The sequence below is a fragment of the Ectopseudomonas khazarica genome, assembly GCF_004521985.1.
Taxonomy (GTDB): Bacteria; Pseudomonadota; Gammaproteobacteria; order Pseudomonadales; family Pseudomonadaceae; genus Aquipseudomonas; species Aquipseudomonas khazarica.
In genome coordinates this window covers 50,918-76,478 of the sequence record NZ_SBHZ01000019.1, presented here as the reverse complement: position 1 = coordinate 76,478, position 25,561 = coordinate 50,918, and the positions used below count along the sequence as shown (strand labels likewise).

Below are 25,561 nucleotides of genomic sequence, written 5' to 3'. Positions count from 1 at the left end.
CGATACACGTACGGGCAGCAGGGCTTATCGGTTACCATGCGCCTCCGCCCGATCAACGTTAGAGATGTCGCATGCCGCACGCCTGGAGCCCCGAAAGCTGGAGGGCCAAGCCCATCCAGCAGCAGCCTGAATACCCTGACGCCAGCCACCTCGCCCGTGTCGAACAGACCCTGGCAGGTTACCCGCCGCTGGTCTTCGCGGGCGAAGCGCGCGAGCTGCGCCGCCAGTTCGCCGAGGTGACCCAGGGGCGTGCCTTCCTGCTGCAGGGTGGCGACTGCGCCGAAAGCTTCGCCGAATTCTCTGCGGCGAAGATTCGCGACACCTTCAAGGTGCTGCTGCAGATGGCCATCGTCATGACCTTCGCCGCCGGCTGCCCGGTGGTCAAGGTCGGGCGCATGGCGGGTCAGTTCGCCAAGCCGCGTTCTGCCGGCAGCGAGACCATCGACGGCGTGACCCTGCCGGCCTACCGTGGCGACATCGTCAACGGCATCGGTTTCGATGCGACAAGCCGCGCTCCCGACCCGGAGCGCCTGCTGCAGGCCTACCACCAGGCCACGGCCAGCCTCAACCTGCTGCGCGCCTTCGCCCAGGGCGGCTTTGCCGACCTGCACCAGGTGCACCAGTGGAACCTCGACTTCATCGCCAACTCGGCGCTGTCGGAGAAGTACCACCAGCTCGCCGGGCGTATCGATGAAACCCTGTCGTTCATGCGCGCCGTGGGCATGGACAGCGCACCGCAACTGCGCGAGACCAGCTTCTTCACCGCCCACGAAGCGCTGCTGCTGAACTACGAGCAGGCCTTCGTGCGCAAGGACAGCCTGACCGGCCGCTGGTACGACTGCTCCGCACACATGCTGTGGATCGGCGATCGTACCCGCCAGCTCGATGGCGCCCACGTCGAGTTCATGCGCGGCATCGAGAACCCCATCGGGGTCAAGGTCGGTCCGAGCCTGGACCCGGATGAACTGATCCGCCTGATCGATACCCTCAACCCGGAGAACGATCCGGGCCGCCTCAACCTGATCGTGCGCATGGGCGCGGACAAGGTCGAAGCCCACTTCCCGCGGCTGCTGCGCAAGGTGCAGAGCGAAGGTCGCCAGGTGCTGTGGAGCTCCGACCCGATGCATGGCAACACCATCAAGGCCAGCAGCGGCTACAAGACGCGTGACTTCGCGCAGATTCTGGCCGAGGTGCGGCAGTTCTTCGCCGTGCACCAGGCCGAGGGCACTCACGCCGGCGGCATCCACATCGAAATGACCGGGCAGAACGTCACCGAATGCATCGGCGGCTCGCGGCCGATCACCGAGGACGGCCTGTCCGATCGCTACCACACGCACTGCGACCCACGCATGAATGCCGACCAGTCGCTGGAGCTGGCGTTCATGATCGCGGAAACCCTCAAGCAGGTACGCCGCTGAAGCCACGCGCCCTGGCTAGTAGCCACTGGCCAGGGCGCGAACCGGCTCGCACTTCTTCTGTGCGTTATGCGGCATAATGCCGACCCCAACGCGAGCACCGGACGGTGCCGAGCTGCTATGCCCTGCCGGGAAGGACTCGCGGCCATCACTACCCAACAAGGACGATGCTCCATGCAACTTCGTACCACGCTTTCCGCTTTTGCCCTGTCCAGCGCCGTTCTGCTGAGCGGCTGCCAGAACATGTCCCCCGACGCCATGCTGCAGTCCGGCCTGATGGCCGTACAGGCTGCGACCCTGAGCGATGCCGAGGTCAAAAGCATGTCCGACCAGGCCTGCGCGGAAATGGACGCCAACGCCAACATCGCCGGCCCCGAAACCTCCTACGGCAAGCGCCTGAACAAGATCGCCGCCAACCTCGGCAACCAGGTCAACGGCACGCCGGTCAACTACAAGGTCTACCTCGATGAAGAGGTCAACGCCTGGGCCATGGCCAACGGTTGCGTGCGCGTGTACAGCGGCCTGATGGACGCGATGAACGACAACGAAGTCGAAGGCGTGCTGGGCCACGAGATGGGCCACGTGGCCCTGGGCCACACCAAGAAGGCCATGCAGACCGCCTACGCCACCTCCGCAGCGCGCAACGCCGCCGCCTCCTCGGGCAACACCACGCTCGCCGCGCTGTCGTCCTCCGAGCTGGGCGCGCTGGGTGAGCAACTGGTCAACGCCCAGTTCTCGCAAAGCCAGGAAACCGCAGCCGACAACTTCTCCTTCGACTTCCTGACCGAGCGCAACATCCCGCGCGAAGGCCTGGTCACCGCGTTCGAGAAGCTGGCCAAGCTGAGCGGCGGCGAAAGCAGCATGTTCTCCTCGCACCCGGGTTCCACCGAGCGCGCCAACAACATGCGCAACCGTCTGGCCGCCAAGTAATCACGGCACTCGAGGGCGGCTTCCTGCCGCCCCCGACACCTCAGGAAGGCAATCATGTCGATGCTGAGATACCTGGTGATGGCGCTGTTGCCGCTCACCGCCTGGGCCGACTACGACGCGCAGTATCAGGCCTGCCTGAATGCCAACGGCGCGATCAACAATTCCATCGTCGCCGGTTGCGCCGAGGGCGTATCCGCCGTGGCGAAGCGCGACATGAACCGCATCTACCAGCAGCTGTTCCTCAAGCTGCAGGCCAATGACCCGCAGAGCGCCGAGCAACTGGAAACGGCGCAAAAAGCCTGGCTGATCTACCGCAACGGTCAGTGCGACCTGCAAGGCAAGTACATCGGCTCACCGATGTACTACACCTGCCCCATGGAACTGAACATCCAGCGCGTCAGCGAACTGCAATTCCTCCTGGAACACGCCGGCTAGCGAAGCAGCCCCTGCTGCCTGACCCCGGGCGCCAGCCACACATCGGCAAGCCCCAGCCACTGCGCCAGCCCGTGCAGCGCATCGCTCAGCGCCTGTCGCGCCTCCTCGCTCAGCACCACCTCTTCGAGGTGCACGGCATGCACCGCCAGACGCCCCGCCGCGCGCTCGCTGCGCAGATCCACCCGCGCCAGCAGGCGCTCGTGATGCAGGAACGGCAGCACGTAGTAGCCATACACCCGCCTGGCCTGTGGCGTGTAGATTTCCAGGCGATAGCGAAAACCGAACAATCGCTCGGTCCGCTCGCGCGCCCAGATCAGCGAGTCGAAGGGTGACAGCAGTGCACTGTGGCGTATGCGTCGCGGAATGCGCGGCTCGCCGCGGCAATAGCCCGGCTGCTGCCAGCCCTGCACCGCCACCGGCAGCAACGCGCCCTCTTCCACCAGCTCGGCGACTCGGCGCTTGCTGTCGCCCGCGTCCAGTCGGTAGTAGTCGCGCAGATCCTTTTCGCTGGCCACCCCGAGGGCATCGGCGGAGCGCAGCAGCAGACGACGCTGCGCTTCATCCTCATCCAGCTCGGCCTGATCGAGCAGCTCGCCGGGGATCACCCGCTCCGGCAGATCGTACAGGCGCTCGAAGCCACGACGCCCGGCCACTGTCACCTCACCCGCAGCGAACAGCCACTCCAGTGCGGTCTTCTCCGCGCTCCAGTCCCACCAGGGCCCGGCCTTCTCGCTGCGTGTGCTGAGACTGCCAGCGCCCAGTGCGCCGCGTTCGCGCACCGCCTGCAGCACCGAGTCGATCACGTCGCGCCGCTCGACCCCGAACCTCGCCAGCTGGCCATAGATACCCTGGCCGTCCGCGGCGCGGCGCATGCGCCAGCGCAGCAGTGGATAGAGCTCCAGCGGCAGCAGTGACGCTTCGTGCCCCCAGTACTCGAACAGACGCCGACGCCGTGCGCGCCCCCAGGCCAGCTCGTCGAGGTGCTCGGCCTGGTAGTGGCCAAGGCGGGAAAACGCCGGCAGGTAATGCGAGCGTACAACGGCGTTGACCGAATCGATCTGCAGCACACCCAGGCGCTCGATCTGCGCCTGCAGTTGCCGATGAGCGATGGCGCCACGTGGCACACGACCGAAGCCCTGGGCAGACAGGGCCAGACGACGTGCCTCGGCGAGAGAGAGTGAGAGAGTCATGACGCGCCAGCCTATCAGGCCGGCGCCGCGAACGCATGGCGGAAGGTGAAGGCATGCGCTGTCGCGCCATGCTCGCGCAGGTGCGCAAGGCGCTCGGCCGCTTCCAGCACATCTGGACGATGCCCCGACGGCACCCACCACAGTACCTGGTGGGCCTGCTCGATGCGCCCGAACCATTCACGTCGGCGCTTGAGCATCTCGGTATGCGCGGATTTGTACACGTAGTCGCTGAGCGACTGAACGTCCTGCCAGACCGACATGTTGACCAGCACCTCATCCCCGAACGGCCTGATCGCCGTGGCATCCCCCGCCTCGTCCTGCAGTCGCCAGACGAAGCCCGGGGCCGCCTCGGCCAGTGTGTTGATCCGCTCCAGGTTGGCGACGAAGTCCGCCATCTCCGCCGACTCCAGGGGCGCCTTCATAGCCGCGATGTTGAGCTGAGCCAAATGATGAATGGACACGAACTGCCTCCAGACCGCTACTGGCCGCGCAGGCCGGCAAGGCGTCGCTTCAGCCAGCGCTCGCTGCTGACCAGCATGATCCCCGCCAGCACCAGCGCGGCGCCGATGATGAAGTTGAGGGTGAGCGGTTCATCCAGAACCAGCACACCGAACGTCACGCCAAACAATGGCGTCATGAACGAGAACACCGCCATGTTCGAGGCCAGATAGCGACGCAACAGCCAGAACCAGGCCAGATAGGTGAAGAACGACACCACCACGCCCTGCAGCAGAACGCTGCCGATGGCCAGCGGCGTCCAGCGCACCTGCCCGAGATCGACCATCGCCAGGGCATAGCCGAGCAGCAGGACGAAGGCCACCGTCAACTGATAGAACAGGGTGAGCCCCGCCGGCGCCTCGGACAGGCGCGAACCGCGCACGACCACGGTAGTGGCGCCCCAGGCCATGCCTGCGCAGAGCCCGAGTGCATCGCCAAGCAGAATGTCGGCGTCTATCTCGCTCCACTCGCCGCCCACGCCAAAGGCCATCACCACGCCGCCGAAGCACAGCGCGATGCCCAGCCACTGCAAGCGGCGCAGGCGCTCGCTGGGCAGCATCAGGTGCAGCCCCAGCGCCGAGAAAATCGGCGCGGTATAGAGAAACACCGCCATGTGCGAGGCCGAGGTGTAACGCAGCCCCAGGGCGATGAAGAAGAACTCCAGGGCGAACAGCACGCCAGCCAGCATCCCTGCCAGCCAGGTACTTCCCAGCCAGCCCCGCCAACCGCGCTGCCAGAGCAACAGAATGCCAACCAACACGGCAGCGATGCCCGAGCGCAATGCCACCTGCAACATCGGCGCGATGTCCTCGGCCGCCAGCTTGATGGCGACCTGCTGGCTGCCCCATATGGCGCACAGCAGCAACATCAGTTGAAACAGGAAAAAGTCCGCACCCTTGCGTACAGCGGTCATTCAGTCACTCCAATGATCACGACTCACTTTCTCAGCGGGTCATCCCAGAACGGCCGCTCGGCCTCCTGCAACGCATCGGCCCGGGATAGACCGAGGTCCTTCAGCGCCGCTCCATCCAGACGCGCCAGTTGCTGACGCTCTCGAGCCAGTTGACGCCAGCGCCGCAGTACACGCCACATTTCTGCCAGCGATGGCAGACGTTCGAAGTGGATAGCCTGAGCCAACGCATAACCTTTTTGACCTTTCATCTCGATGCCCTCCCTGTGGGGTTGGCATCAGTGTCGAGCCAGGATTAAGATCAATCCAACGAATGTTTCTTATGGAATCCATCTCGAGGATTGATGAATGGCCTTCCACCCCAGTATCGATACCGAATTGCTGCGCAGTTTCGTCGCCATTGCCGACACCGGCGGCTTCACACGCGCCGCCGAGACGGTCAATCGCACGCAATCGGCAGTGAGCATGCAGATGAAGCGGCTGGAGGAAGACGTGGTGCAGCGCGCGCTGTTCGAGCGCGATGGCCGCCAGGTCCGCCTGACCCCCGAGGGCCAGGTGTTGCTCGGCTATGCGCGCCGTATCCTGAAGCTGCACGGTGAAGTTCTCAATACCTTGCGTGAGCCCCACATGGTCGGCTCCGTGCGTATCGGTACGCCGGATGACTACGTCATGCGTTTTCTACCGGAGATTCTTTCGCGCTTCGCCCAGGCCTATCCGCTGGTGCAGGTCGAGGTTCACTGTGAACCCTCGGGTCAGCTGCTGCTGCGCCAGGACCTCGACCTGACCATCGTCACCCGTCAGCCGGGCAAGGAAATAGGCCAACTGCTGCGCCAGGAGCGCTTTGCCTGGGCCGTCGCTCAGGGCTTCTGCCCGCACGAGCAGAATCCCATGCCTCTGGCGATGTTCAATGCCGACTGCTTCTGCCGGGAGTGGGCCTGCAACGCGCTCGATGCCATGGCGCGTCCCTACCGCATCGCCTACACCAGCCCCAGCCTGTCGGCGCTGTTCGCCGTCGTGCGCGCGGGCCTGGCCGTCACCGCACAGCTGCAGAGCCTGATCACCCCGGACCTGCGCATCCTCGGTGAAGCCGAGGGCCTGCCACTGCTGCCGCTGACCAGCATCGTGCTGCTGCGCAACGAGAGCAGCCAGTCCCCCGTCACCGAGTGCCTGGCCGACCACATCGTCGAGGGGTTTCGCCTATAGCCCGCTGGCTTCGAGGCCCAGCATCAGTGCGCAGATCAGCAGGAACACGCAGAACAGGCTGCGCAGCAGACGCTCCGGCAGCGAGTGGGCCAGACGCACGCCCCAACTGATGCTGAGCAGACCGCCAACCGCCAGGGGGACACCCATCCACCAGTTGACGTGCTCATGCAGCGCGTACGTCAGCAGCGTGACCCCGGTACTGGGCAGCGCCAGGGACAGGGACAGCCCCTGCGCCACCACCTGCGTGGTGCCGAACACACTGGTCAAGACCGGCGTGGCGACTACTGCGCCGCCCACGCCGAACAGACCGCCCATGGCACCGGACACACCGCCGAGCACCCCGAACCAGCCCCAGGGATGACGTAGCTCGCTGCTGCTCGGCGCCTGCGCCATCATCATGCGTACCAGGTTGTAGGCGGCCAGGGCGAGCAGGAAACCGATGAAGGCCCAGCGCATGGTGCGCGAATCCAGCTCCACGGCGTACAACGAAGCGAGCCAGGCGCACACCAGGCTGGTAATGCCGAGCAGCAAGGCGTGACGCAAATCGATGCGGTTGCGCTGGTTGTAGCGCCAGATCGCCAGCATCACGTTGGGCACCACCATGACCAGGGCCGTGCCCTGAGCCAGTTGCTGATCCAGACCGAACAGCACGCCCAGCACCGGAATGGCGATCAGGCCGCCGCCGATACCGAACAGCCCACCCACGGTTCCCAGAGCAGCGCCCAGGACAAGATTCAATAACAGATCGATCAGGCTCATGACACCTCCATGCCAGGGCGCATCTTAGAGAGGCGCAGCTAGTATGGAAACGCACAAGAATGCAAAATGGCTTTGCCATTTACGCACAAGCAGAGCGCCACATGAATCCCGATGCCCTGACCGACCAGCTGGAGCTCTTTCTCGACGTCCTGGAAACCGGCAGTTTCTCCGCTGCGGCCAGACGCCACCCGCTGACCCCCTCGGCGGTAGCCCGGCGAATCGATGCCCTGGAACGCGCCCTGGGCAGCGGCCTGTTCAGCCGCAGTACCCACGCGGTGCGCGTCACCCCGGCCGGCCTGGCGTTCGCCGAACGGGCCAGGCGCATCCTCGCCGAGCTGCACCTGGCCCGCGCCGAGGCGGTATCACTGAGCAGCGCCCCGGAAGGGCTGATTCGCATCGACGCGCCCTCTCCCTTTGGCCGGCGCCACCTGGCGCCTGCGATCGCCGACTTCCTGCGCGCCAATCCCGGACTGGACGTACAGCTGCGCCTGATCGACAGCTTCATCGACCTGCAGGGCGAGCACCTGGGTGAAGTGGATATCGTGGTGCGCATCGGACCACTGCCCGACAGCCGCCTGGTAGCCACGCCACTGGCTTCGATGACACGTATCGTCTGCGCCAGTCCGGACTACCTGCGCCGCCGCGGAATCCCACGCAGCCCGCTGGAACTGGAGCAGCACGACGGCCTCGACTGGGACAGCCTGGCACCGCCCTATGCATGGCGCTTCGAGGTCGACGGCAAGCTGCAGCAATGCAAGCCCAAGCGCCTGCGGCAGACCAGCAACAATGCCGAGACCCTGCTGTTCAGCGCCCTCGCCGGCCTAGGGGTGGCGCACCTGCCGACCTGGATGAGCAGCGAGCACCTGCAGCGTGGCGAACTGATTCCCCTGTTCTGCGAGAACGGCTTGCCTGCGGTGGAGCCGGTCAGCATCTACGCCCTGCGCCTGGAGCGCGAGGCCAGCCCACGCACACGTCTGCTGCTGAGCTTCCTCAAGCAGCGCTTCGGCTTTCCGCCCCCCTGGGATCAGGCCCTGCAGGCCAGCCTGGCAGCGCCGCAGCAATGACCTGTTGCTCAGGCGAACGCAAACCATAAAAAAACCCGGCGCGAAGGCCGGGTTTTCTGGTGACGCTCAAGCTCAGGCTTGCGGCGCCTGGGTGCGGCCCTTGTAGGAACCGTCACGGGTATCGATCTCGATCCAGTCGTCGATATCGACGAACTCGGCAACCTTGATCTCGGTACCGTTACGCAGCTTGGCAGGCTTCATCACCTTGCCGGAGGTGTCGCCACGGGCGGCGTTCTCGGTGTAGACAACCTGACGCACGATGGTGGTCGGCAGGTCGACGGAGATCACCTTGCCTTCGAAGAACACGGCTTCGCAGACATCGTTCATGCCTTCTTCGATGAACGGCAGAACGCTTTCCAGGTCTTCGGCACGCAGTTCGTAGGAGTTGTACTCCGGATCCATGAACACGTAGTCCTCACCGCTGATGTAGGACAGGTTCACTTCCTTGCGCTCGAGAATCACCGGCTCCATCTTGTCGTCGGCTTTGTAGACGGTCTCGGTCTTGGAGCCGTTGAGCAGATTCTTCAGCTTCATCTTGACGATGGCGCTGTTACGGCCGGACTTGGTGAACTCGGCCTTCTGGATCAGCCACGGCTGGCCATCGATCAGGGCCACGCTGTTGACTCTCATTTCTTGTGCAGTTTTCATGCGGATATCCGAAATATGCGGGAGGTACAGAAATCTAGGCCGCGTATGATAGCCAATTTCGGTAAAACTGTTCCAGCGCCGTGGCAAGATCCGCTTGAGCAGCCTGTCGGGCGCACCAGCGCTCGGCATGCTCCGACAGCTCCGGCCAGCACTCGAGCGCCTCCGACCAGGCGTCATTCACCCCCCGCCCAGCATTCCATGCCCGCCAGAGTTCGGCTTGCGCAGCCGCGGCCCGAGGGCTCAGATCGACGCAGTACAGCGCCAGGAAAGCCTCCAGCTTGTCCCAGTGCGCGCCTTCCTCTTGCAGGTAGATATGCCAGAGCAGAGGCCGACCGGCCCACTGCGCACGCACGAACGAGTCCTCGCCGCGCACGGCATTGAAGTCGCAGCACCACAACAGACGATCGTAATCGTCCTGCGCCACGAAAGGCAGTACCTGCACATGCAGGCGACCGCAGCGGCGCTGGTCGCCTGGTATCAACTCCGTTTCACCGAGCCAATGCTGCAGATCCACGAGCACCTTGCCCTGTGGTACCAGCAACTGGGTCGCGCGTGAGTCGCCCGCCATGGCGTCGAGCCAGTTGGCCAGCCCGGCATTTTCATAGGCGAACAGGGAAACCAGCCGAGCGTCTGGATCACACACTACGCCAAGGCCCTCTAGAAATACCTGCTGAGCCATTGGATCGGCCTGAAACGCCCGCCTACGGGCCAACAGATCCGTCTCACGCAGCAGCCCGCCGGTGCCCTGCGTGAATCCCGGGAAGAAGAAGAACTTCTGCAGCCCACCCGCCTGCGGCGACGGCAAGGCATGACAACCGACAACCCAGTCCTCGGCACTGAGGTACTCCAGGTTCAACCAGAGTCGCTTCACGGCGTCGCCACTCATGGCCGCTATATAAGTCGTTGGCAACTGGCAGGCGAATGCCTCGATCACCACATCCGCCGGCTCCACAGAGGGAAAAGGTTGCGACCAGCGCCGCACCTCGACGCCTGCATGGTACTGACAGTCGGCACTGGCGCTAGCGCCTGGACACAAGCGCACGAAGGCAGGCAACTCGTCGACCCACAGGCGCACGGCATGCCCCTGCTCGGCCACCAGTTGCCGGGCCAGCCGCCAGGTCACACCGATGTCACCGTAGTTATCCACCACGCTGCAGAAAATGTCCCACCTGGCCACGCCGCGCCCCTCGAAAAATGTTCGCCATTGTACCTGCCGAACAAGAAAATGCCCGCCAGAGGCGGGCCAAGGGGGCGCTGGAGCGAGCGCGGGGTAAAGCGGTGTCAGGCCAGAAGCGAGTCGCCCTCAGGGCGAGCAATGTTGCTGAGCATCCAGACGGTCTGGCAGGCAAGCGCAGCGTCTCGCGACGCAAAGGGACCGGCCTTGGGCTGACCGTCAACCATCAACAGCCAGCACGCCATGAGACCATCGGAACGAAGCTCGGCAGGTACGGCGCTGCCAACCAGGGAAACCACATCGATACGGGGCATGATGACCTCCAACTCAACGCTATCTGTGTTGGAGCCAACAGTAGGCCGATGCCCTGGCGAGCGGAAATCAGTACTCTCGATAGTGACCATGGCTATTGCCAATGGCACCTGGCACGGGCTGGTAGAGGGAAGCGGATTCGCGAAAAAAGATAGCCGCGCGCGGCCTGGCGACGGGATCACGCAAAAAATCTGAGAGCAGAAAGCAAAAAGCCCCGAAAACTTCTCAGTTTTCAGGGCTTTAGGTATTGCGAAAGTGGCGGTAAAGAAGAGATTCGAACTCTTGAGCCTATATCGCCGCCGCCAACCCCAGTATTTACGGGCACTCTAGAGGAGCATCCCGCCAGAAAGTGTACGCGCCCCGTGCATGCATAGCCAGCCCCCTGCATGTGAACGCCAATGGCACTATCATCCTCGACTAGAGCCGCACTGCCGGCCCCTGACCGATATGGAGGCGGTTTCAATGGAGATAGCACTGGTCAATGGCGTACGCGCCCTGCCAAGCTCGGGGCAACAAGGCGCTTGCCAAGCCTGTGGCGCGCCCATGATTGCAAAGTGCGGAGAACAGCTCACCTGGCACTGGGCGCACAAAGGCCGTCGCCGTTGCGACCCTTGGTGGGAGAACGAAGGAGAATGGCACCGGGCCTGGAAAAAGCAGTTTCCAGAGGACTACCACGAAGTAGTGCAGCACGACAGTACCGGTGAGAAGCACATCGCCGACGTCCGGCTGCCTTCAGGTCTGGTGGTGGAGCTGCAACACTCCCCAATGCCCCCCGACGAGATGCGCAGCAGGGAAGCCTTTTACGACAACATGGTCTGGATTGTGGACGCGGGGCCGTTCCTCCAGAACATCACCATATTCGACTGCTTACCCGACCCGTCAGCGCCCTTCGTGCAGGACCTCACGTTCTTGGGGCCACACCCCCTGTGGCGAACCAACCCGGTCATCAGGAACGGCTTCGATAGCCTAATGTTCAAGCGACGTAGCGAGCAGACGGACGAGATCTACTCCGGACGCCAGGAACTATCGGCCTACTATCCAGCTTTCTACAAGGGGCACCACCTTTTCCTATGGATGAAGGCACGTGAAGTCTGGTACTTGACGACCAAGCCCACATTCCTGGACTTCGGAGCCGGAAGACTGGGGCAGCTCATGAGATATGGCCCAGACGGCTGGTGCATCCGGCTCCTGGCGAAGGAGCAGCTAGTCGCGGACCTTTTTAGTGGGAAAAATCTGAGCGACCTTTAGTAATGTAGGTCACGGCCAAGTTCCCCCCCCCGCCCCCTCGCCGCTGGTACGCCAGCATCGCCTTCAGTTCCGAATACACCACACGCAGGACCGACCATAGCGTCAGGCCGCGCTGCGCTCATTTGCGCCTGGCTCATGAAGTACACCTTATGAGCCAGGCTGGGCGGCCTCACGAGGGCACGGAAGAATGAGGTTTGCAGGGTGGCTCAAATGTGTTGCTTTTAATTGAGCCATACAGTAGGTTGTGCGCCTACTTTATGAGCCATCCGGAGCGCGACACCATGACCGCCATCCTTGCCTATACCCGAGTCAGTAGCGACGGCCAGTCAGTCGAGGCCCAGCGCCATGCCATCGGCCAGCGCCACAACGTCAGCGAAGATGGATGGTTCACCGACGAAGCCACCAGCGGCACCACCAAGGCCCTGGAGCGCGAGGGCTTCAAGGCGCTGTTCACCTTTGCCAGGAAGGGCGACACCGTCATCGTCGCGGCCATCGACCGCCTGGGCCGGAACACCATCGACGTCCTGGAGACAGTCGAGGCGCTGGCGAAGAAGGGAGTCACCGTCGTGTCCCTGCGTGAGGGGTTTGACCTATCCACGCCCACCGGCAAGCTCATGCTCACCCTCCTGGCGGGCGTCGCCGAGCTGGAGCGGGAGAACATCAAGGCCAGGCAGATGGCCGGCATTGAGAAGGCCAGGCAGGACGGTCGCAAGCTGGGCAAGCCCAAGCAGCACGACGACGTTGCCATCGCCGCCTGGCGGAAGGAGAACGGCGCCAGCATCCAGGACACCGCCGACCACTGGAAGGTATCCACAGCCACCGTGAAGCGGGCCTGCAAGGCGCATCCAGTCGAGGTGTAAGCGCCCCTCCAAGCGTCTCCTTGGGCTATTTGGGCCCCCCATAGGACAAACCGACGAGCCTGGCACTTCTTTGCCAGGGTAAATTGCGGCCACCCCTAGGCGAATACGACGCAACCTGCTCCAGCGGGGTGCGCCTCAAGCCCGACTCAATCCATCCAGCGACGACCACGACACCCTGCCCGGACCACTCCAGGCGGGGCGCTGGCGTTCGCTCTATCACCAAGGACTTCGATCCAATGAACACCACCACCAAGCTGGTGCGGTTGAACCTGCACCTGCGCCCTGACCACATCGATCGCCTGACCACCCTGGCCTGCGCCTTGGGCAAGAAGAAATGCCGCGACACACGCCTGGCTGAAGCCATGGAGCTGGCCCTGACAGCAGGCCTGTCCTGGGAGGACGACGACCTCCTGGACTTGGCCCGTAGCGACCGGGAGGAGCCGCGCTGGCTCGCCCTGGGCCCCATCGTTCGGACGCGGTGAGGTAGCTATGACGGGACGACTTCAATCTATTCCCCTGGACTCAATCCAGACCGACCCGCAGTTGCAGAACCGCAATGTCGGTATGCAGAAGTACAAGGAGCACAGCGACGCCAAGCGCTACAAGGACCACGTCAATCAGCTCCGGCGCAGCATCAAGGCCGACGGCCAGCAAGTCCCCCTGCAGGTCGTGGCGGCTGAGGAAGGCGGTGTCTACGAGCTTGCTCCAGGGGCCGACAGGCCGCACCACGTCCCGGCCCGTTTCTGGCTAGTGGACGGACACCACCGTCTGGAAGCGCTAACGAAGGCGGGAATAGCGGAGGCGTTGGTCGAAGTCCTGCCTGGGCTCGGCTTCGCGGATGCTCTCGATGCCTCCCGGCTGGCCAACCAGCAGATCGTCCAGGCTCTATCACCACTGGAGCGAGTCGAGAACGCCTGGGGCGCCTTCAACCAGGAGCGCGACACCTACCGCAAGATGCCGGTCAAGGAAGCTTCCGTCCTGCTGGGCGTCTCCGAGAACTCCATCAAGCGCTTCCGCGACGCAGTCCGCCAGGAGGGCATCAACGCCGGCAAGATCGACCGTGACACGCCAAGGGACAAGGCGGAACAGCAACTCCAGGCCTACTGGCAGCGGAAGACGACGTGGCGACGCCTTTCCATCATCTCCTGGAGGATGTTCCAGAAGCAGCGCCAGGACGGCGGGAAACGAACCAGCCCGGCAGCCCTGAAGCATGCCGTCAAAATGGCCGTCATACAGGCGTTGTTCGGTGAGGATGGGCGATACGAGCCCAAGGTCATAGTCACGGCCCTGGAGGAGCTTGGGCGTGAAGCAGGACGCCCGGACGGAGCTGCGTATCTGGAGGCGAAGTACAAGCCGAAGGTTCATCAACCAGTGACGACGGACGACGATGAAGCCGTGGGCGGCGACGTTGACCACAGCCAGTTGGGCGTGGAGGTTGCCCGCATGCACGCGGAAGGCACCTCCAGGGCGCCTGGCGACTTCTAACGGGAGCCCCACATGAGGGGCCCTCAGAGCCCTCGAATGGCTGCAGGCCCCGTCTTTCCTGGCGCTGCACCTTGAAAGCTATCACGCGCCCAAGGGGGCTAATGGACACCCGCGTGTCCGTCCCCCTGGCGTTTTCAGAAGAGGCTCAACTTAGAAGGCCCAGCGCTGCGGGCAGGCCCGCCCCAACAGCAGCCACAACCAGGGGGTGTGCTAGGAAAGCTGCAAGGCGGTTCTTTGCGTCTTCCCGTTCGTCCATGGGGGCACCTGAGTTGTCAATAGAGGACAGAACCTCCCGCATAGCGACCTCAAGATTCTGGATATTGTGGTTGCCGATCTGTATGCCGGTCGATCCTGAAATGGTGATGTGATTAGTCACCGGAGCGGCGTGCGAAGGCCGAATCGCTGCGTCTTTAACTAAGCGGAGCTTGTAGTGAGGCGGTATTCCCGATAACCCGTGGCTGAAACCAACCTCAGTAACGGTAAAGACATGCTCACTACCGCCTGGCACCGGTCGAACTAACTTGTCACCCTCAACAATGTCCAGCTCTTTGTAGAAAAGATGCACTTGAGGGGTGGCGAAGTTGCATTTGAAAGGGCCTTGACGGGCACCATCTCTTTCAAAGTAAACCTCGTCACGACCGCCACCGGGAGAGAACAAACTCATGACTGCCATCCTTGATAATAGATAGAGCCTGGAGAGTAGCCCAAGTCAACAAGGGAGCAAACCAGCCATACGGGCGATGCTCGGGTACTTCGCCAGCTCCTCCGCCATGCGCGTCAACGGCGTCGCCCCGTAGGAGGCCCCCACTCCCGGCGTCGCGTGCCCGGTAATACAGTCGTGAACTGCCGTTTCGATGCCGGCTTCCCTACAAAGCGTCTTGAAGGTATGACGGAAGCCATGAAATGGAGCCGCCTCAACTTTCATGCCCAGCTCCTGCCGCAGGTAACGCCCCCAAGCCAGACCGACACCATGACCGAGGCCATTGGACGAGTGCTCTATCAAGCGTGGGAAGACAGGCCCTTCCTTTGGTAGCGACTCCACGTAACGCACGAACCCCAACTCCAGCAAATCGGAATGAAGGGGAGCCCTACGCAGACTGGAGGCCCCCTTTACCGATTTATCGTCATCAGGACGGAGCGAGGCATACCAGATACCAGTGTCAGGGCAGCGCACGACGTCCGAAACCAAGAGCTGCGCCACTTCTTCACGCCTGGCACCTGTATAGGCCAGCAACAAGGGAATCCAGTAAAGCGCCTCCCCGAAATCGGCCCGTGCCGGCTTCCATTCACCCCGAAAAAGCGGACTACCAAACATCCGCTGCAGGTCGGCCTTCGTGTATGCCTTATCCTCCCCTGTCCGCGTCTCCTGGCGTGCCGCAGCCTTCGATAATGACTTGAGGATGCCTGATGCCGAAACCGGCTCCTCGTCCATGGCCTCCAGGCGCTTCACAGCGAAGTTCAATAGGGCAGCCAGGATAACGAGCTGCTTCCGGACAGTCAGCAGGCTAGCCCTAGGAAGCCCTTCAGCTTCAGCCTTGGCGATAGCCTGGGGGGCGCTCAGGCCACGGATGCCCTGCCCCTTGGTAGGCAACTTGCCCAGCGCCGCCCGGAAGTCCCCGACCAGGCTTCGCGTGATTGAGCACGCCTCCATGTCGCCGTACAGCTCCTGGAAGCGGCGAACCACACCACGGAACTCGTCCACAGTCTTGCCGGCCTTGGCATCTGTCAGAAGCTTGTCCTCGGCCCACTTCTCGAACACTTGGGAGAGCGTCAGGGCGCCAGGCTTGGCTTCGAAGGACAATGGGGCGTGAGGCGCTACAGGAGGTGCCGGCACGTAACGCCCGCCCTTGGTCATACGTGCAAGGCACAGGGTGGACAGGTCACAGAAGACCGGCCAGAACGCGTCGACCAGAACGCCATGGAGGTCGGTTCCCTCCACTACCTCGGGGTACTGGTGTGCTTCCAGTGTGCTACGAATGAAGGGGGCAATCCACGGGGTGACGTCCGACTCCTCGTCAACCAGGCTTTGCACAACCCCCCAACTGGGAGCGTCCATCACCTGCCCCGTCGCCTGATCCGGAATCGACTCTACCGACCGCACAAGGTAAATGCCGTAGTCACCACTCGCCTCCAGCTCCGCCAGCGTTTCACGGAACCACCTGGCAGCCAACTGCTGGGCGTCCCTGGCATCAAGCTGGAAGCCATCGAGATGCACTGCCCGAAGTAGGGCAAAGTGCTGCTTGCACTCCTGGTCGACGGCCGGAAAGCGCTTGGCAGCTTCAGCGGGGTCGCGCGTACCCAGGCTCCGCTTCCAGCGAGCGTGAGGCTTGAACAAATGGGCAAGGTCTTTCGGGTAGCGCGTCTTGTATTCATAGACGCCGCGAGAATCTTTGGTCGGACGGGTCATCGCCATGGCCATGTGTGTGTACGCTCCCGGTGTACGCATGTCGGGAGGGTTGACGGTCGCCATAAACGAAAAAACCCCTGCAAGCCAGAGCCTACAGGGGTTTCACGAAAGTGGCGGTGAAGAAGAGATTCGAACTCTTGATACGGTTTCCCGTATACACACTTTCCAGGCGTGCTCCTTCAACCACTCGGACACTTCACCGGATCTCGACGTTTTGGCGTGTAGCCCGTCGAGGTGCGCTAATGTAGTCGAATGTTTTACGAATGGCAAATTTTTTTAAAGGATTCATGCGCTTAAGAGCGCAAGCGGTTTTCCTCGGGCTCGCCGGAGGGGGTTTCGTCGAAACGGATGTGGCCAAACAGCAGAAAACCGAGGGATAGGAACAGCCCGATGCCGAACAGCATCAGGACGCCGGACGGGCTGCGCAGATAGAGGCTGTCGCTGAGCACGACAGCTGCCAGCAGCAAGCCGAGCACGGCAATCAGATAGAGGGTGGAGTAAAGGCTGTTCATGGGCGCTCCTCGGATATGCGGTCTACCTTAAATGTCAGCCTCCATGCACGACCAATTGCCATTCGGCATCGCCGCGATAGGCAGAAACACTGACCAGCCGGTCAGTCACAGCGCTTTACCAGAGCGGTTCGGCTGAGTACCTTCTGCCCACATTCAGCCCCGCGGCGCCAACAAGGAAAACTGCCATGAGCGACCTGATCAGCTATCAACTCGAAGATGGCATCGCCACCCTGACCCTGAGCAATGGCAAGGTGAACGCCATCTCCCCTGACGTGATCGCTGCCTTCAATGCCGCACTCGACCGTGCGGAACAGGATCGCGCCATCGTCATCATCACAGGCCAACCAGGCATCCTCTCCGGCGGCTACGACCTGAAGGTGATGACCTCCGGCCCGCAGAACGCCGTCAACCTGGTGGCGGCAGGTTCCACGCTGGCGCGGCGCATGCTCGCTCACCCCTACCCGATCATCGTCGCCTGCCCAGGCCACGCCGTGGCCAAAGGCGCGTTCATCCTGCTGTCTGCCGATTACCGCATCGGTGTCGAAGGCCCGTTCAACATTGGCCTGAACGAAGTGCAGATCGGCATGACCATGCACCATGTCGGCATCGAACTGGCACGTGATCGCCTGCGCAAGTCGGCATTCCACCGCTCGGTGATCAATGGCGAAATGTTCGACCCGGCAGGTGCAGTCGATGCCGGCTTCCTGGACAAGGTCGTGCCCGGCGAGCAGCTGCTGGCTACCGCTCAGACCGCAGCCCAGCAGATGAAGAAGATCAACATGACCGCGCACAAGAACACCAAGCTGAAGGTGCGCAAGGCCTTGCTGGAAACGCTCGATGCCGCCATCGAGATGGACAAGCAACACCTGATGTAGTCCCCACGAAGGACTCATGCTGCAAAAGAAAACGCCGCGACTTCTATAGTCGCGGCGTTTTTTTGTGCCCTGATCGAGGCGACCTGCTCAGCTGGAGTAATCCAGTGCGGTCCAGGCGCGGCTCAAGCCCTGCGCCAGCACGCAGTCAGGATTGCTCAACTGCTCGTTGAACGCTGCGGGCAGCAAGGTCGTATCGCCTTCCGCCATGCCGTGCCGCTCGGTCAACCACTGCAGCTTGCCGCAGTTGGGCGTTTCGATGACATAACTGGCCGCGATATTGGAGTGGGGGCTCGGCAGACGAACCACATCCAGCACCCTGCCCGCCTCTTCGACCCGGCGGCCATTGGACACCAGCACCGCCCAGGCCTGCTCGCCCTCTATGACCAGGTAAGCGCCATTGGCCTGGGGCCGTTCGACCTGAGGTTGGGCGCATCCGCTCAGCAGGACCAATAGCACAATCGTCATCAGCATCTGTTGCATTGCCAATACCCCTTGCAAGGTGCTCGCTTCGCAGAGTGAGCAGGTTGTCGTCGCCGGAATGAGGCCACTATCACCCAACACTGTTTATTTGTACAGTATTTTTCGATTACCCTATTGGGCAGGTAAACGATCGACTGCACAGGAGCGCCACCATGCTGGACGTACTACAGCTGAAACACCGAGTGAACCGCATGCCGCTGGAACGCGTACGCGACATGGTCGATGAGCTGTTGCTCGAAGGCATCGTCACGGAGAACCGCACGCCCTTCAATCGTCAGCACTTCAATACCTGCTTCGCCGAAATCGAGGCCCTGCTGCAGCGTGCCGGCTACCACCGTCAGCTCGATGTGGTCGGTTACCAGGGCCTTGCCTATGCGCTCTTCGACCCCGCCCGCTGGGAGGCCGTCGAGGTGCTGCACTGGTTGCGTGACTTCGTCGAACTGAAACAACAGCAGTCCTGTCACTGAGGCGCGCGCCACGCTCCGAAATCGGCCAGCGATCATCCTGCTGCACAGTCTTTGGGCAGTCTGCAGCAGGATCGAGCACCCTGACGGAGTCGCCACTGAAGAGCCAGGTCCTTGAAAGATATGGATTTCTCCGTATCCCAGGGCAGTCACGGCGAAAGCTGGCAAAGGCCTTGCTAAGGAAACCCTGACCACGCTCCAGATCGCCAACGGCGGCGATTCGGGCACACCGACAAAGACGTCAAAGACTCCTCGTTGCCATCGGCAGCAGGTTGTCTGCGACGTCTTTTTTCGTTTCTGTCAGTCGAGGAAATGCCATGCTCCATCGCCTATCGCCCCGCCGCCTGTCTTCGCTGGGTCTTGCCCTGGGTCTGCTGAGCGCGCCGTTGCTGCACGCCGCCGAACCGGAGAAAGCCGAACTGAAACTGGGCTTCATCAAGCTCACCGACATGGCGCCACTGGCCATTGCCTACGAGAAGGGCTACTTCGAGGACGAAGGGCTGTATGTCACGCTCGAGGCGCAGGCCAACTGGAAGGTGTTGCTGGACCGGGTGATCGACGGCGAACTGGACGGCGCGCACATGCTCTCCGGCCAGCCACTGGGGGCCACCATCGGCTTCGGCACCAAGGCGGATGTGGTCACGGCCTTCACCATGGACCTCAATGGCAATGCCATCACGGTTTCCAACGAGGTCTGGCAGGCGATGAAGCCACAGGTGCCAATGGCCGATGGCAAGCCCGTGCACCCGATCAAGGCCGACGCGCTCAAGCCGGTGATCGAGCAGTACGCTGCCGCCGGCAAGCCCTTCAACCTGGGCATGGTGTTCCCGGTGTCGACGCACAATTACGAGTTGCGCTACTGGCTCGCGGCTGGCGGTATCAACCCCGGTTACTACGCCCCGAACAAGGGCGACATCAGCGGCCAGATCGATGCCCAGGCACTGCTCTCGGTGACGCCGCCGCCGCAGATGCCGGCGACACTCGAAGCCGGCACCATCAGCGGTTACAGCGTCGGCGAGCCCTGGAACCAGGCAGCCGTGTTCAAGGGTATCGGCGTGCCGGTGGTGGCCGACTACGCGATTCGCAGGAACATGTCGGAGAAGGTCTTCGGCGTCTCGCGCAGCTGGGCGCAAGCCAATCCGGAGACTCACAAGCGCCTGATCAAGGCGCTGATCCGCGCCGGCAAATGGCTGGATGCGGACGACAACGCCAATCGCGCCGAGGCGGTGGAGATTCTCTCGCATCCAGAGTACGTCGGCGCCGATGCCAAGGTCATCGCCAACTCGATGACCGGCACCTTCGAGTTCGAGAAAGGCGACAAGCGCGAGGTTCCCGACTTCAACGTGTTCTTCCGCTACCACGCCACCTACCCCTACTACTCCGACGCCATCTGGTACCTGACGCAAATGCGTCGCTGGGGGCAGATTGCCGACGCCAAGCCGGACGACTGGTACGTGCAAACGGCCAAGCGCGTGTTCCTCCCGGAGATCTATCGCCAGGCCGCCGCCGAGCTGGTCGCCGAAGGCCACGCGCAGGCCAGCGATTTCCCGCCGGCCGATGAGGATGGCTTTCGTGAACCGCTGGCCGACACCATCGACGGCGTGGTCTACGACGGCCATCAGCCCAACGCCTACCTGCAGCAGTTCAGCATCGGCCTGAAAGGCGACCGCACGCTCTAAGCCACCAGCGGCCGCGCCTGGTCGCGGCCTCAACCGACCCGAGGACAGGACGATGAGCAACCCGAACGTCGCCACTCCGATTCAGCAGACCCTCAAGACGGCGCGTCACAGCGTCTTGCTCAAGCGCCTGGCCAGCAGCCTGATCCTGCCGGCACTGGGCATCGCCCTGTTCCTGCTGTGCTGGCAGGGGCTGGCCAATCACATCCAGACCAGCCTGGGCCAGTTTCCCGGCCCGTTGCAGGTCAGCGAGCAGTTCTCCGGGCTGATCGCTGCCCATCAGCGCGAACAGGAGAAGGCGGCCGCGTTCTACCAGCGTCAGGACGAACGCAACGCCAGGCTGCTGGCCAGCAATCCGGCCGCCGAGGTGAAGATCCGCCCCTACACCGGCAAGCCGACCTTCATCCAGCAGATCTTCACCAGTCTCTATACCGTGGCGGCCGGGTTCGTCATCGCCTCGCTGGTGGCCATCCCCCTGGGCATCGTCTGCGGCCTCAGCAAATCGCTGTACAGCGCGCTCAACCCGCTGATCCAGGTGTTCAAGCCGGTATCGCCACTGGCCTGGCTGCCGTTGGTGACCATGCTGGTCAGCGCCTTGTATGTCAGTGACGATCCGCTGTTCGCCAAGTCGTTCCTGACCTCGGCCTTCACCGTGGCGCTGTGCTGCCTGTGGCCAACGGTGATCAACACCACGGTGGGCGTGGCCGGCATCGACAAGGACCTCAACAACGTCAGCAAGGTGCTGCGTCTGTCGCCGCTCAGCCATGTGCGGCGCATCGTTCTGCCAGCGGCTCTGCCGATGATCTTCACCGGTCTGCGCCTGTCGCTCGCCACGGGCTGGATGGTGCTGATCGCCGCCGAGATGCTCGCGCAGAACCCAGGGCTGGGCAAATTCATCTGGGACGAGTTCCAGAACGGCAGCTCCAATTCACTCGGGCGGATCATGGTGGCGGTGATCGTCATCGGCCTGATCGGCTTTGCCCTCGACCGTCTGATGCTTCTGCTCCAGCGCCTGTTCAGCTGGGACAAGAACGCCGTACTGCGCTGACCCAGGAGAACCGCCATGAGCCACGCCCACCTCGAACTGACCAATGTCGGCATCGATTTCCCCACCGATAAAGGCCTGTTCCGCGCCCTGCAGAACGTCAATCTGAAGATCGCCAAAGGCGAGTTCGTCTCGCTGATCGGCCATTCCGGTTGCGGCAAGTCCACCGTGTTGAACATCGTCGCCGGGCTTCATCAGGCCACGGCCGGCGGCATCATCCTCGATGGCCGGGAAGTCAACGAACCCGGTCCCGAGCGTGCCGTGGTATTCCAGAACCACAGCCTGCTGCCCTGGCTGACCTGTTACGAGAACGTCGAACTGGCCGTACGCCAGGTGTTTCGCAGGCAGAAGACGCGCGCGGAAATGCGTGACTGGATCGAACACAACCTGGCCCTGGTGCACATGACGCACGCGCGCGACAAACGCCCCGGCGAGATATCCGGCGGCATGAAGCAGCGCATCGGCATCGCGCGCGCCCTGGCCATGCAACCCAAGGTGCTGCTGATGGACGAGCCGTTCGGAGCGCTCGACGCCCTCACCCGCGCGCACCTGCAGGATTCGCTGATGGAGATTCACGCCGAACTGGGCAACACGGTGATCATGATCACCCACGACGTGGACGAAGCCGTGCTGCTGTCCGACCGTATCGTGATGATGAGCAACGGCCCGGCGGCCACCGTCGGTGAAATCCTCCAGGTCGATCTCGAGCGGCCTCGGCAGCGCATGGCGCTGGCGCACGACAGCCAGTACCACGCCTACCGGGCCGCGGTACTGGAATTCCTCTACCAGCGTCAGCAGCGCCCTGCGGCCTGACGTGGCTCTGCCGCGCCGGCTCGAGGGTCGGCGCGGTTGAACCTCTGGCCCGTGAGGGGGACGAAGAAGTGCCTTCAACCGACGAGCAGAGAGTCCCGTGCTAGATCTCACCACCTGGAACCTGTCGATTCCCACCCACCCGACGCCGACCACCATCAGTACCGAGCGCCTGAACAATGCTTACGAGAGCCGCTACTTCCGGCGCAACGCCGACGGCAGCGTGACCTTCTGGGTACCGGTGACCGGCTCACGCACGGCCGATGCCCGCTACCCGCGCAGCGAGCTGCGCGAGACCCTGCGTGACGGCAGCCTCGACAACTGGCTGCACGCCAGTTCGGACAGCTACCTGAGCGCGGTGCTGCAGGTCGACCAGGTGCCGAGTCGCAACAAGGTGGTGATCGGGCAGATCCACAGCACGGACGTACCCGGCAGCCAGAACGATCCGCTGCTCAAGCTGCAGTATCACTACCTTCGCGGTGTCGGCCGCATCGAACTGCTGCTGCGCGCCCGGCCGGGCGACAGTGAAGTGAAGAACATCCTGCTGGCCGAGAACGTGCAGCTGGGCGAGCGCTTTGGCTACGACCTGCGCGTCACCCCCAGCGGGCGCATCGGCATCAGCGTGTCCAGCACGGACGGCGATGCTGGCTCCTACTACCGCCAGTTGAGCAGCAGCTGGGACACCCAGTACCTCTACTTCAAGGCAGGCGCCTATATCCAGGACAACTCGGGGCCGGACAGCGAAGGCGGTCGTGTGACCTTCTACCACCTCAACAGCTTGCACCGATGAGCTGGCCAGGCGCTTACAATCGCCACTTTCCCCGACAGTGACACGATCATGGCGCGCCTGACCCTCGATTTTCCCGAAGACCAGTACTGCTACAGCACCCATCTCACCGTTCGCGTTACCGACATCAACGGCGCCAACCACCTGGGCAACGACTCGATGATCTCGATGATTTCCGAGGCCCGTGCACGCTTCCTGTTCGAATTCGGCATCCGCGAGAGCGACGGCAATGGCGTGGGCATCATCGTCACCGACCTGGCGACGACCTACCGCGCCGAGGCGCATGCACGCGACCAGTTGCTGTTCGAAGTGGGCGTCATGGACTTCAACAAGTACGGCGGCGATATCACCTTTCGCATCACCCGCCCTGCCGACGGCACGCTGGTGGCCATGGCCAAGTCCGGCTTCGTGTTCTTCGATTACCGTCAGTCGAAGGTCGTGCAGATGCCGCAGGAATTCGGCGCCAAGTTCCCCAAGGTCAATCGCGTGGTCGGATAACTGACCTGTTGGCGTGACAGTTGCTGAATCCTCTGCTACGCCTTAGGGCATAACGATAAACAGCCTGTCATGCCAGGTTCATCGACGAATCGGCAGCATGCCAGGCTGACCTTGGGAGGAACCGCAATGCCAGCCATACGCAAGCGCGCTCAACGCACGGCTCTGATCGCCAGCCTCTCGGCCTGGTCCCTGCTCGCACTGCCCCTGCCTACGCACGCTACCTCGGCATCGGCGAGTGCGTTCTCCGGAGTCGTCGCAGCACTGGCAAGCCCGGCGCGCCAGGTCGATTCCATTCGCTGAAGCCGACGGCGCCGCGCACCAGATCAGCGCATCCGGCGTTGAAACAGTGCACCCGCGCCACGAGGCGAGCCACCACCCTGCCCTGAAACGCCCGACGGCAGTGGCTCGGGCGACTTGGCACAAGCGCTGCATTGCTGACGGCACAACTTGATCAAAGCGCGACGCTCAACGAAGAGCGCCGCACTTCCCGGAGACTGGGGACTTGGACAAAGGCGTCCTCGCTAGGTAACTAGCGGGACGCCTTTTTTGTTGCCTGTCATTCCTGGCGGCGACCTTCCAAGCCCGGCGAGCGGTGAACCGCTCCCGGCAAGTTGCTTACCCTGGCACGCCCGATGGGCAGCCAGCGTTACGTGATGGCGCATTCGGGAGAACCGGCGTGGAAAGACTCAAGCTGGTGATGATCGGCAACGGCATGGCAGGTGTACGCACCCTCGAGGAGCTGCTCAAGCTGGCGCCGGGGCTGTATGACATCACCGTGTTCGGTGCCGAACCTCAGCCCAACTACAACCGCATCCTGCTGTCGCCGGTGCTGGCGGGCGAGCAGGGCTTCGAGGACATCATTCTCAATGACCTCGACTGGTATGCGAAGAACGGCGTCCGCCTGCAACTGGGGCGCAAAGTGGTGAAGATTGATCGCCAGGCACGCCGGGTAGTGGCCGATGACGGCAGCCAGGCGCCCTACGACCGCCTGCTGATCGCCACCGGCTCCAGCCCGTTCATCCTGCCGATCCCCGGCAACCGGCTCGAAGGGGTCATCGGTTACCGCGACATGGCCGATGCACGCATGATGATGGACACCGCCAGGACCCATCGACATGCCGTGGTCATCGGTGGCGGCCTGCTCGGCCTCGAGGCCGCCAATGGCCTCAAGCTGCGCGGTATGCAAACGAGCGTGGTGCACATCGGCGAATGGCTGCTGGATCGTCAACTGGATCGAAGCGCCGCAGCGCTGCTGCAGGCGTCGCTGCAGGCGCGAGGGCTGAATCTGCTGCTGGGCAGGCAGACCGCCGAGCTGCTGGACAACGGCGCCGGCCGCGTGCGCGCCGTGAAGCTCGCGGATGGCCAGGAAATCCCCGCCGACCTGGTGGTGATGGCTGCCGGCATCCGCCCCAACATCGAACTGGCGCAGAGCGCCGGCCTTGCCTGCAATCGCGGCATCGTCGTCGACGACACGCTGCAGACCTACGACCCGCGCATCTACGCCATCGGTGAATGCGCGGCTCATCGCGGCGTCGCCTATGGCCTGGTGGCACCGCTCTACGAACAGGCCAGGGTCTGCGCCAATCACCTGGCACAGCTGGGTTTCGCGCGCTACCCGGGCTCCGTGACAGCCACCCGGCTCAAGGTCACCGGCATCGAGCTGTTCTCGGCCGGCGACTTCATGGGCGCGCCCGGCACCGAGAGCATCATGCTCCGCGACCCGCTCAACGGTATCTACAAGAAACTGGTGATCGAGGATGACCTGCTGGTCGGTGCCTGCCTGTACGGCGACACCGCCGATAGCGCCTGGTATCTGCGGCTGATCCACGAGAAACGCCACATCGGCGAGCTCCGCGACGCACTGATGTTCGGTGAA

The 25,561-nt window shown here is 63.1% G+C and carries 28 protein-coding genes, 1 tRNA gene and 1 pseudogene; 17 read left to right on the top strand and 13 right to left on the bottom strand.

Annotated elements, in window-relative coordinates; genetic code table 11:
• The first annotated feature begins 71 nt into the window (after positions 1–71).
• The 3 genes from EPK82_RS21185 to EPK82_RS21175 all read left to right on the top strand — a co-directional run bounded on the left by EPK82_RS21185 (position 72) and on the right by EPK82_RS21175 (position 2,780).
• The gene (locus tag EPK82_RS21185) at positions 72–1,418 is read left to right on the top strand and encodes a class II 3-deoxy-7-phosphoheptulonate synthase (protein WP_134677914.1); all 1,347 of its coding nucleotides are present in this window, start codon (positions 72–74) and stop codon (positions 1,416–1,418) included.
• Between the two features lie 171 nt (positions 1,419–1,589).
• Positions 1,590–2,345, top strand: coding sequence for a metalloprotease LoiP (gene loiP, locus EPK82_RS21180; RefSeq protein WP_037047580.1), 756 nt, complete (start codon positions 1,590–1,592; stop codon positions 2,343–2,345).
• 54 nt (positions 2,346–2,399) lie between these two features.
• Positions 2,400–2,780, top strand: coding sequence for a lysozyme inhibitor LprI family protein (locus EPK82_RS21175; protein WP_134677913.1), 381 nt, complete (start codon positions 2,400–2,402; stop codon positions 2,778–2,780).
• On the opposite strand, the gene EPK82_RS21170 is transcribed toward EPK82_RS21175, so the two are convergent.
• From EPK82_RS21170 to EPK82_RS21155, 4 genes are read right to left on the bottom strand one after another with little or no spacing between them, the layout of a single operon-like run.
• Entirely contained in the window at positions 2,777–3,970 is a 1,194-nt protein-coding gene (locus EPK82_RS21170; RefSeq protein ID WP_134677912.1) for a winged helix-turn-helix domain-containing protein, read from the bottom strand. The genes EPK82_RS21175 and EPK82_RS21170 overlap by 4 nt on opposite strands.
• Before the next feature lie 14 nt (positions 3,971–3,984).
• On the bottom strand, positions 3,985–4,431 hold the full coding sequence (locus EPK82_RS21165; RefSeq protein ID WP_134677911.1) for a DUF3291 domain-containing protein: 447 nt from the start codon (positions 4,429–4,431) through the stop codon (positions 3,985–3,987).
• Between the two features lie 17 nt (positions 4,432–4,448).
• Positions 4,449–5,381, bottom strand: a complete 933-nt coding sequence (locus tag EPK82_RS21160) for a DMT family transporter (protein ID WP_037047588.1) — start codon at positions 5,379–5,381, stop codon at positions 4,449–4,451.
• A 23-nt stretch (positions 5,382–5,404) separates the two neighbouring features.
• Complete coding sequence (locus tag EPK82_RS21155) at positions 5,405–5,629, bottom strand: DUF1127 domain-containing protein (RefSeq protein WP_047585670.1); 225 nt, start codon at positions 5,627–5,629, stop codon at positions 5,405–5,407.
• 97 nt (positions 5,630–5,726) lie between these two features.
• Here EPK82_RS21155 and EPK82_RS21150 point away from each other — a divergent pair, with 97 nt between their 5' ends.
• Entirely contained in the window at positions 5,727–6,581 is an 855-nt protein-coding gene (locus tag EPK82_RS21150; RefSeq protein ID WP_037047591.1) for a LysR family transcriptional regulator, read from the top strand.
• On the opposite strand, the gene EPK82_RS21145 is transcribed toward EPK82_RS21150, so the two are convergent.
• Positions 6,576–7,340 (bottom strand): sulfite exporter TauE/SafE family protein, encoded by a 765-nt coding sequence (locus EPK82_RS21145; protein WP_037047593.1) that lies wholly within the window; start codon positions 7,338–7,340, stop codon positions 6,576–6,578. The two genes, EPK82_RS21150 and EPK82_RS21145, sit on opposite strands and share 6 nt — an antisense overlap.
• Positions 7,341–7,441: 101 nt before the next feature.
• On the opposite strand from EPK82_RS21145, the gene EPK82_RS21140 reads away from it, so the two are divergent.
• Entirely contained in the window at positions 7,442–8,404 is a 963-nt protein-coding gene (locus EPK82_RS21140) for a LysR family transcriptional regulator (protein WP_134677910.1), read from the top strand.
• Between the two features lie 72 nt (positions 8,405–8,476).
• Here EPK82_RS21140 and efp read toward each other — a convergent pair whose 3' ends face one another.
• The 3 genes from efp to EPK82_RS21125 all read right to left on the bottom strand — a co-directional run bounded on the left by efp (position 8,477) and on the right by EPK82_RS21125 (position 10,540).
• Complete coding sequence (gene efp / locus EPK82_RS21135) at positions 8,477–9,052, bottom strand: elongation factor P (protein ID WP_037047597.1); 576 nt, start codon at positions 9,050–9,052, stop codon at positions 8,477–8,479.
• 34 nt (positions 9,053–9,086) lie between these two features.
• A complete protein-coding gene (gene earP / locus EPK82_RS21130; protein ID WP_134677909.1) occupies positions 9,087–10,229 on the bottom strand; it encodes an elongation factor P maturation arginine rhamnosyltransferase EarP in 1,143 nt (380 codons plus the stop codon).
• Positions 10,230–10,333: 104 nt separating this feature from the next.
• Positions 10,334–10,540, bottom strand: a complete 207-nt coding sequence (locus EPK82_RS21125; RefSeq protein WP_134677908.1) for a hypothetical protein — start codon at positions 10,538–10,540, stop codon at positions 10,334–10,336.
• 460 nt (positions 10,541–11,000) lie between these two features.
• Between EPK82_RS21125 and EPK82_RS21120 the strand changes: the two genes are divergently transcribed.
• From EPK82_RS21120 to EPK82_RS21105, 4 genes are all read left to right on the top strand, one after another.
• Positions 11,001–11,786, top strand: coding sequence for a competence protein CoiA (locus EPK82_RS21120; RefSeq protein WP_167494391.1), 786 nt, complete (start codon positions 11,001–11,003; stop codon positions 11,784–11,786).
• A 281-nt stretch (positions 11,787–12,067) separates the two neighbouring features.
• Complete coding sequence (locus EPK82_RS21115) at positions 12,068–12,646, top strand: recombinase family protein (RefSeq protein WP_134677906.1); 579 nt, start codon at positions 12,068–12,070, stop codon at positions 12,644–12,646.
• Positions 12,647–12,882: 236 nt separating this feature from the next.
• Positions 12,883–13,128, top strand: coding sequence for a hypothetical protein (locus EPK82_RS21110; RefSeq protein WP_134677905.1), 246 nt, complete (start codon positions 12,883–12,885; stop codon positions 13,126–13,128).
• 7 nt (positions 13,129–13,135) lie between these two features.
• A complete protein-coding gene (locus tag EPK82_RS21105; protein WP_134677904.1) occupies positions 13,136–14,131 on the top strand; it encodes a ParB/RepB/Spo0J family partition protein in 996 nt (331 codons plus the stop codon).
• A 145-nt stretch (positions 14,132–14,276) separates the two neighbouring features.
• Here EPK82_RS21105 and EPK82_RS21100 read toward each other — a convergent pair whose 3' ends face one another.
• The 4 genes from EPK82_RS21100 to EPK82_RS21085 all read right to left on the bottom strand — a co-directional run bounded on the left by EPK82_RS21100 (position 14,277) and on the right by EPK82_RS21085 (position 17,050).
• The gene (locus EPK82_RS21100) at positions 14,277–14,795 is read right to left on the bottom strand and encodes an RIP homotypic interaction motif-containing protein (protein WP_167494390.1); all 519 of its coding nucleotides are present in this window, start codon (positions 14,793–14,795) and stop codon (positions 14,277–14,279) included.
• 45 nt (positions 14,796–14,840) lie between these two features.
• On the bottom strand, positions 14,841–16,550 hold the full coding sequence (locus tag EPK82_RS21095) for a site-specific integrase (protein WP_167494389.1): 1,710 nt from the start codon (positions 16,548–16,550) through the stop codon (positions 14,841–14,843).
• A 99-nt stretch (positions 16,551–16,649) separates the two neighbouring features.
• Positions 16,650–16,739: transfer RNA gene (locus EPK82_RS21090), tRNA-Ser, on the bottom strand.
• A gap of 92 nt (positions 16,740–16,831) precedes the next feature.
• On the bottom strand, positions 16,832–17,050 hold the full coding sequence (locus EPK82_RS21085; protein ID WP_037047623.1) for a hypothetical protein: 219 nt from the start codon (positions 17,048–17,050) through the stop codon (positions 16,832–16,834).
• A gap of 185 nt (positions 17,051–17,235) precedes the next feature.
• On the opposite strand from EPK82_RS21085, the gene EPK82_RS21080 reads away from it, so the two are divergent.
• The gene (locus EPK82_RS21080) at positions 17,236–17,925 is read left to right on the top strand and encodes a crotonase/enoyl-CoA hydratase family protein (protein ID WP_134677901.1); all 690 of its coding nucleotides are present in this window, start codon (positions 17,236–17,238) and stop codon (positions 17,923–17,925) included.
• An 87-nt stretch (positions 17,926–18,012) separates the two neighbouring features.
• On the opposite strand, the gene EPK82_RS21075 is transcribed toward EPK82_RS21080, so the two are convergent.
• Complete coding sequence (locus tag EPK82_RS21075; RefSeq protein ID WP_037047628.1) at positions 18,013–18,405, bottom strand: hypothetical protein; 393 nt, start codon at positions 18,403–18,405, stop codon at positions 18,013–18,015.
• 152 nt (positions 18,406–18,557) lie between these two features.
• Here EPK82_RS21075 and EPK82_RS21070 point away from each other — a divergent pair, with 152 nt between their 5' ends.
• The 7 genes and pseudogenes from EPK82_RS21070 to EPK82_RS21040 form a co-directional block, all read left to right on the top strand.
• A complete protein-coding gene (locus EPK82_RS21070; RefSeq protein ID WP_037047631.1) occupies positions 18,558–18,872 on the top strand; it encodes a hypothetical protein in 315 nt (104 codons plus the stop codon).
• A 314-nt stretch (positions 18,873–19,186) separates the two neighbouring features.
• On the top strand, positions 19,187–20,548 hold the full coding sequence (locus tag EPK82_RS21065; protein ID WP_134677900.1) for a CmpA/NrtA family ABC transporter substrate-binding protein: 1,362 nt from the start codon (positions 19,187–19,189) through the stop codon (positions 20,546–20,548).
• Positions 20,549–20,600: 52 nt separating this feature from the next.
• Positions 20,601–21,593 carry an ABC transporter permease gene (locus EPK82_RS21060; protein ID WP_134677899.1) on the top strand — a complete coding sequence of 331 codons (993 nt, stop codon included), beginning with the start codon at positions 20,601–20,603 and terminating at the stop codon, positions 21,591–21,593.
• 15 nt (positions 21,594–21,608) lie between these two features.
• On the top strand, positions 21,609–22,403 hold the full coding sequence (locus tag EPK82_RS21055; RefSeq protein WP_037047650.1) for an ABC transporter ATP-binding protein: 795 nt from the start codon (positions 21,609–21,611) through the stop codon (positions 22,401–22,403).
• 97 nt (positions 22,404–22,500) lie between these two features.
• Positions 22,501–23,190: a polysaccharide lyase family 7 protein gene (locus EPK82_RS21050; protein WP_134677898.1), complete on the top strand. Its 690-nt coding sequence runs from the start codon at positions 22,501–22,503 to the stop codon at positions 23,188–23,190.
• 48 nt (positions 23,191–23,238) lie between these two features.
• On the top strand, positions 23,239–23,685 hold the full coding sequence (locus tag EPK82_RS21045) for a thioesterase family protein (protein ID WP_037047655.1): 447 nt from the start codon (positions 23,239–23,241) through the stop codon (positions 23,683–23,685).
• Between the two features lie 676 nt (positions 23,686–24,361).
• A pseudogene (locus tag EPK82_RS21040) lies at positions 24,362–25,561 on the top strand (NAD(P)/FAD-dependent oxidoreductase); the annotation flags it as partial.

What these genes read in the sequence shown, in the direction of transcription:
- EPK82_RS21120 (WP_167494391.1), top strand. Translation starts at nt 11,001, where the DNA reads ATGGAGATAGCACTGGTCAATGGCGTACGCGCCCTGCCAAGCTCGGGG.
- EPK82_RS21110 (WP_134677905.1), top strand. Translation starts at nt 12,883, where the DNA reads ATGAACACCACCACCAAGCTGGTGCGGTTGAACCTGCACCTGCGCCCT.
- EPK82_RS21140 (WP_134677910.1), top strand. Translation starts at nt 7,442, where the DNA reads ATGAATCCCGATGCCCTGACCGACCAGCTGGAGCTCTTTCTCGACGTC.
- EPK82_RS21105 (WP_134677904.1), top strand. Translation starts at nt 13,136, where the DNA reads ATGACGGGACGACTTCAATCTATTCCCCTGGACTCAATCCAGACCGAC.
- EPK82_RS21145 (WP_037047593.1), bottom strand. Translation starts at nt 7,340, where the DNA reads ATGAGCCTGATCGATCTGTTATTGAATCTTGTCCTGGGCGCTGCTCTG.
- EPK82_RS21155 (WP_047585670.1), bottom strand. Translation starts at nt 5,629, where the DNA reads ATGAAAGGTCAAAAAGGTTATGCGTTGGCTCAGGCTATCCACTTCGAA.
- loiP (WP_037047580.1), top strand. Translation starts at nt 1,590, where the DNA reads ATGCAACTTCGTACCACGCTTTCCGCTTTTGCCCTGTCCAGCGCCGTT.
- EPK82_RS21115 (WP_134677906.1), top strand. Translation starts at nt 12,068, where the DNA reads ATGACCGCCATCCTTGCCTATACCCGAGTCAGTAGCGACGGCCAGTCA.
- efp (WP_037047597.1), bottom strand. Translation starts at nt 9,052, where the DNA reads ATGAAAACTGCACAAGAAATGAGAGTCAACAGCGTGGCCCTGATCGAT.
- EPK82_RS21125 (WP_134677908.1), bottom strand. Translation starts at nt 10,540, where the DNA reads ATGCCCCGTATCGATGTGGTTTCCCTGGTTGGCAGCGCCGTACCTGCC.
- EPK82_RS21045 (WP_037047655.1), top strand. Translation starts at nt 23,239, where the DNA reads ATGGCGCGCCTGACCCTCGATTTTCCCGAAGACCAGTACTGCTACAGC.
- EPK82_RS21080 (WP_134677901.1), top strand. Translation starts at nt 17,236, where the DNA reads ATGAGCGACCTGATCAGCTATCAACTCGAAGATGGCATCGCCACCCTG.
- EPK82_RS21160 (WP_037047588.1), bottom strand. Translation starts at nt 5,381, where the DNA reads ATGACCGCTGTACGCAAGGGTGCGGACTTTTTCCTGTTTCAACTGATG.
- EPK82_RS21060 (WP_134677899.1), top strand. Translation starts at nt 20,601, where the DNA reads ATGAGCAACCCGAACGTCGCCACTCCGATTCAGCAGACCCTCAAGACG.
- EPK82_RS21185 (WP_134677914.1), top strand. Translation starts at nt 72, where the DNA reads ATGCCGCACGCCTGGAGCCCCGAAAGCTGGAGGGCCAAGCCCATCCAG.
- EPK82_RS21170 (WP_134677912.1), bottom strand. Translation starts at nt 3,970, where the DNA reads ATGACTCTCTCACTCTCTCTCGCCGAGGCACGTCGTCTGGCCCTGTCT.
- EPK82_RS21055 (WP_037047650.1), top strand. Translation starts at nt 21,609, where the DNA reads ATGAGCCACGCCCACCTCGAACTGACCAATGTCGGCATCGATTTCCCC.
- EPK82_RS21100 (WP_167494390.1), bottom strand. Translation starts at nt 14,795, where the DNA reads ATGAGTTTGTTCTCTCCCGGTGGCGGTCGTGACGAGGTTTACTTTGAA.
- EPK82_RS21175 (WP_134677913.1), top strand. Translation starts at nt 2,400, where the DNA reads ATGTCGATGCTGAGATACCTGGTGATGGCGCTGTTGCCGCTCACCGCC.
- EPK82_RS21085 (WP_037047623.1), bottom strand. Translation starts at nt 17,050, where the DNA reads ATGAACAGCCTTTACTCCACCCTCTATCTGATTGCCGTGCTCGGCTTG.
- EPK82_RS21065 (WP_134677900.1), top strand. Translation starts at nt 19,187, where the DNA reads ATGCTCCATCGCCTATCGCCCCGCCGCCTGTCTTCGCTGGGTCTTGCC.
- EPK82_RS21075 (WP_037047628.1), bottom strand. Translation starts at nt 18,405, where the DNA reads ATGCAACAGATGCTGATGACGATTGTGCTATTGGTCCTGCTGAGCGGA.
- EPK82_RS21150 (WP_037047591.1), top strand. Translation starts at nt 5,727, where the DNA reads ATGGCCTTCCACCCCAGTATCGATACCGAATTGCTGCGCAGTTTCGTC.
- EPK82_RS21095 (WP_167494389.1), bottom strand. Translation starts at nt 16,550, where the DNA reads ATGGCCATGGCGATGACCCGTCCGACCAAAGATTCTCGCGGCGTCTAT.
- EPK82_RS21070 (WP_037047631.1), top strand. Translation starts at nt 18,558, where the DNA reads ATGCTGGACGTACTACAGCTGAAACACCGAGTGAACCGCATGCCGCTG.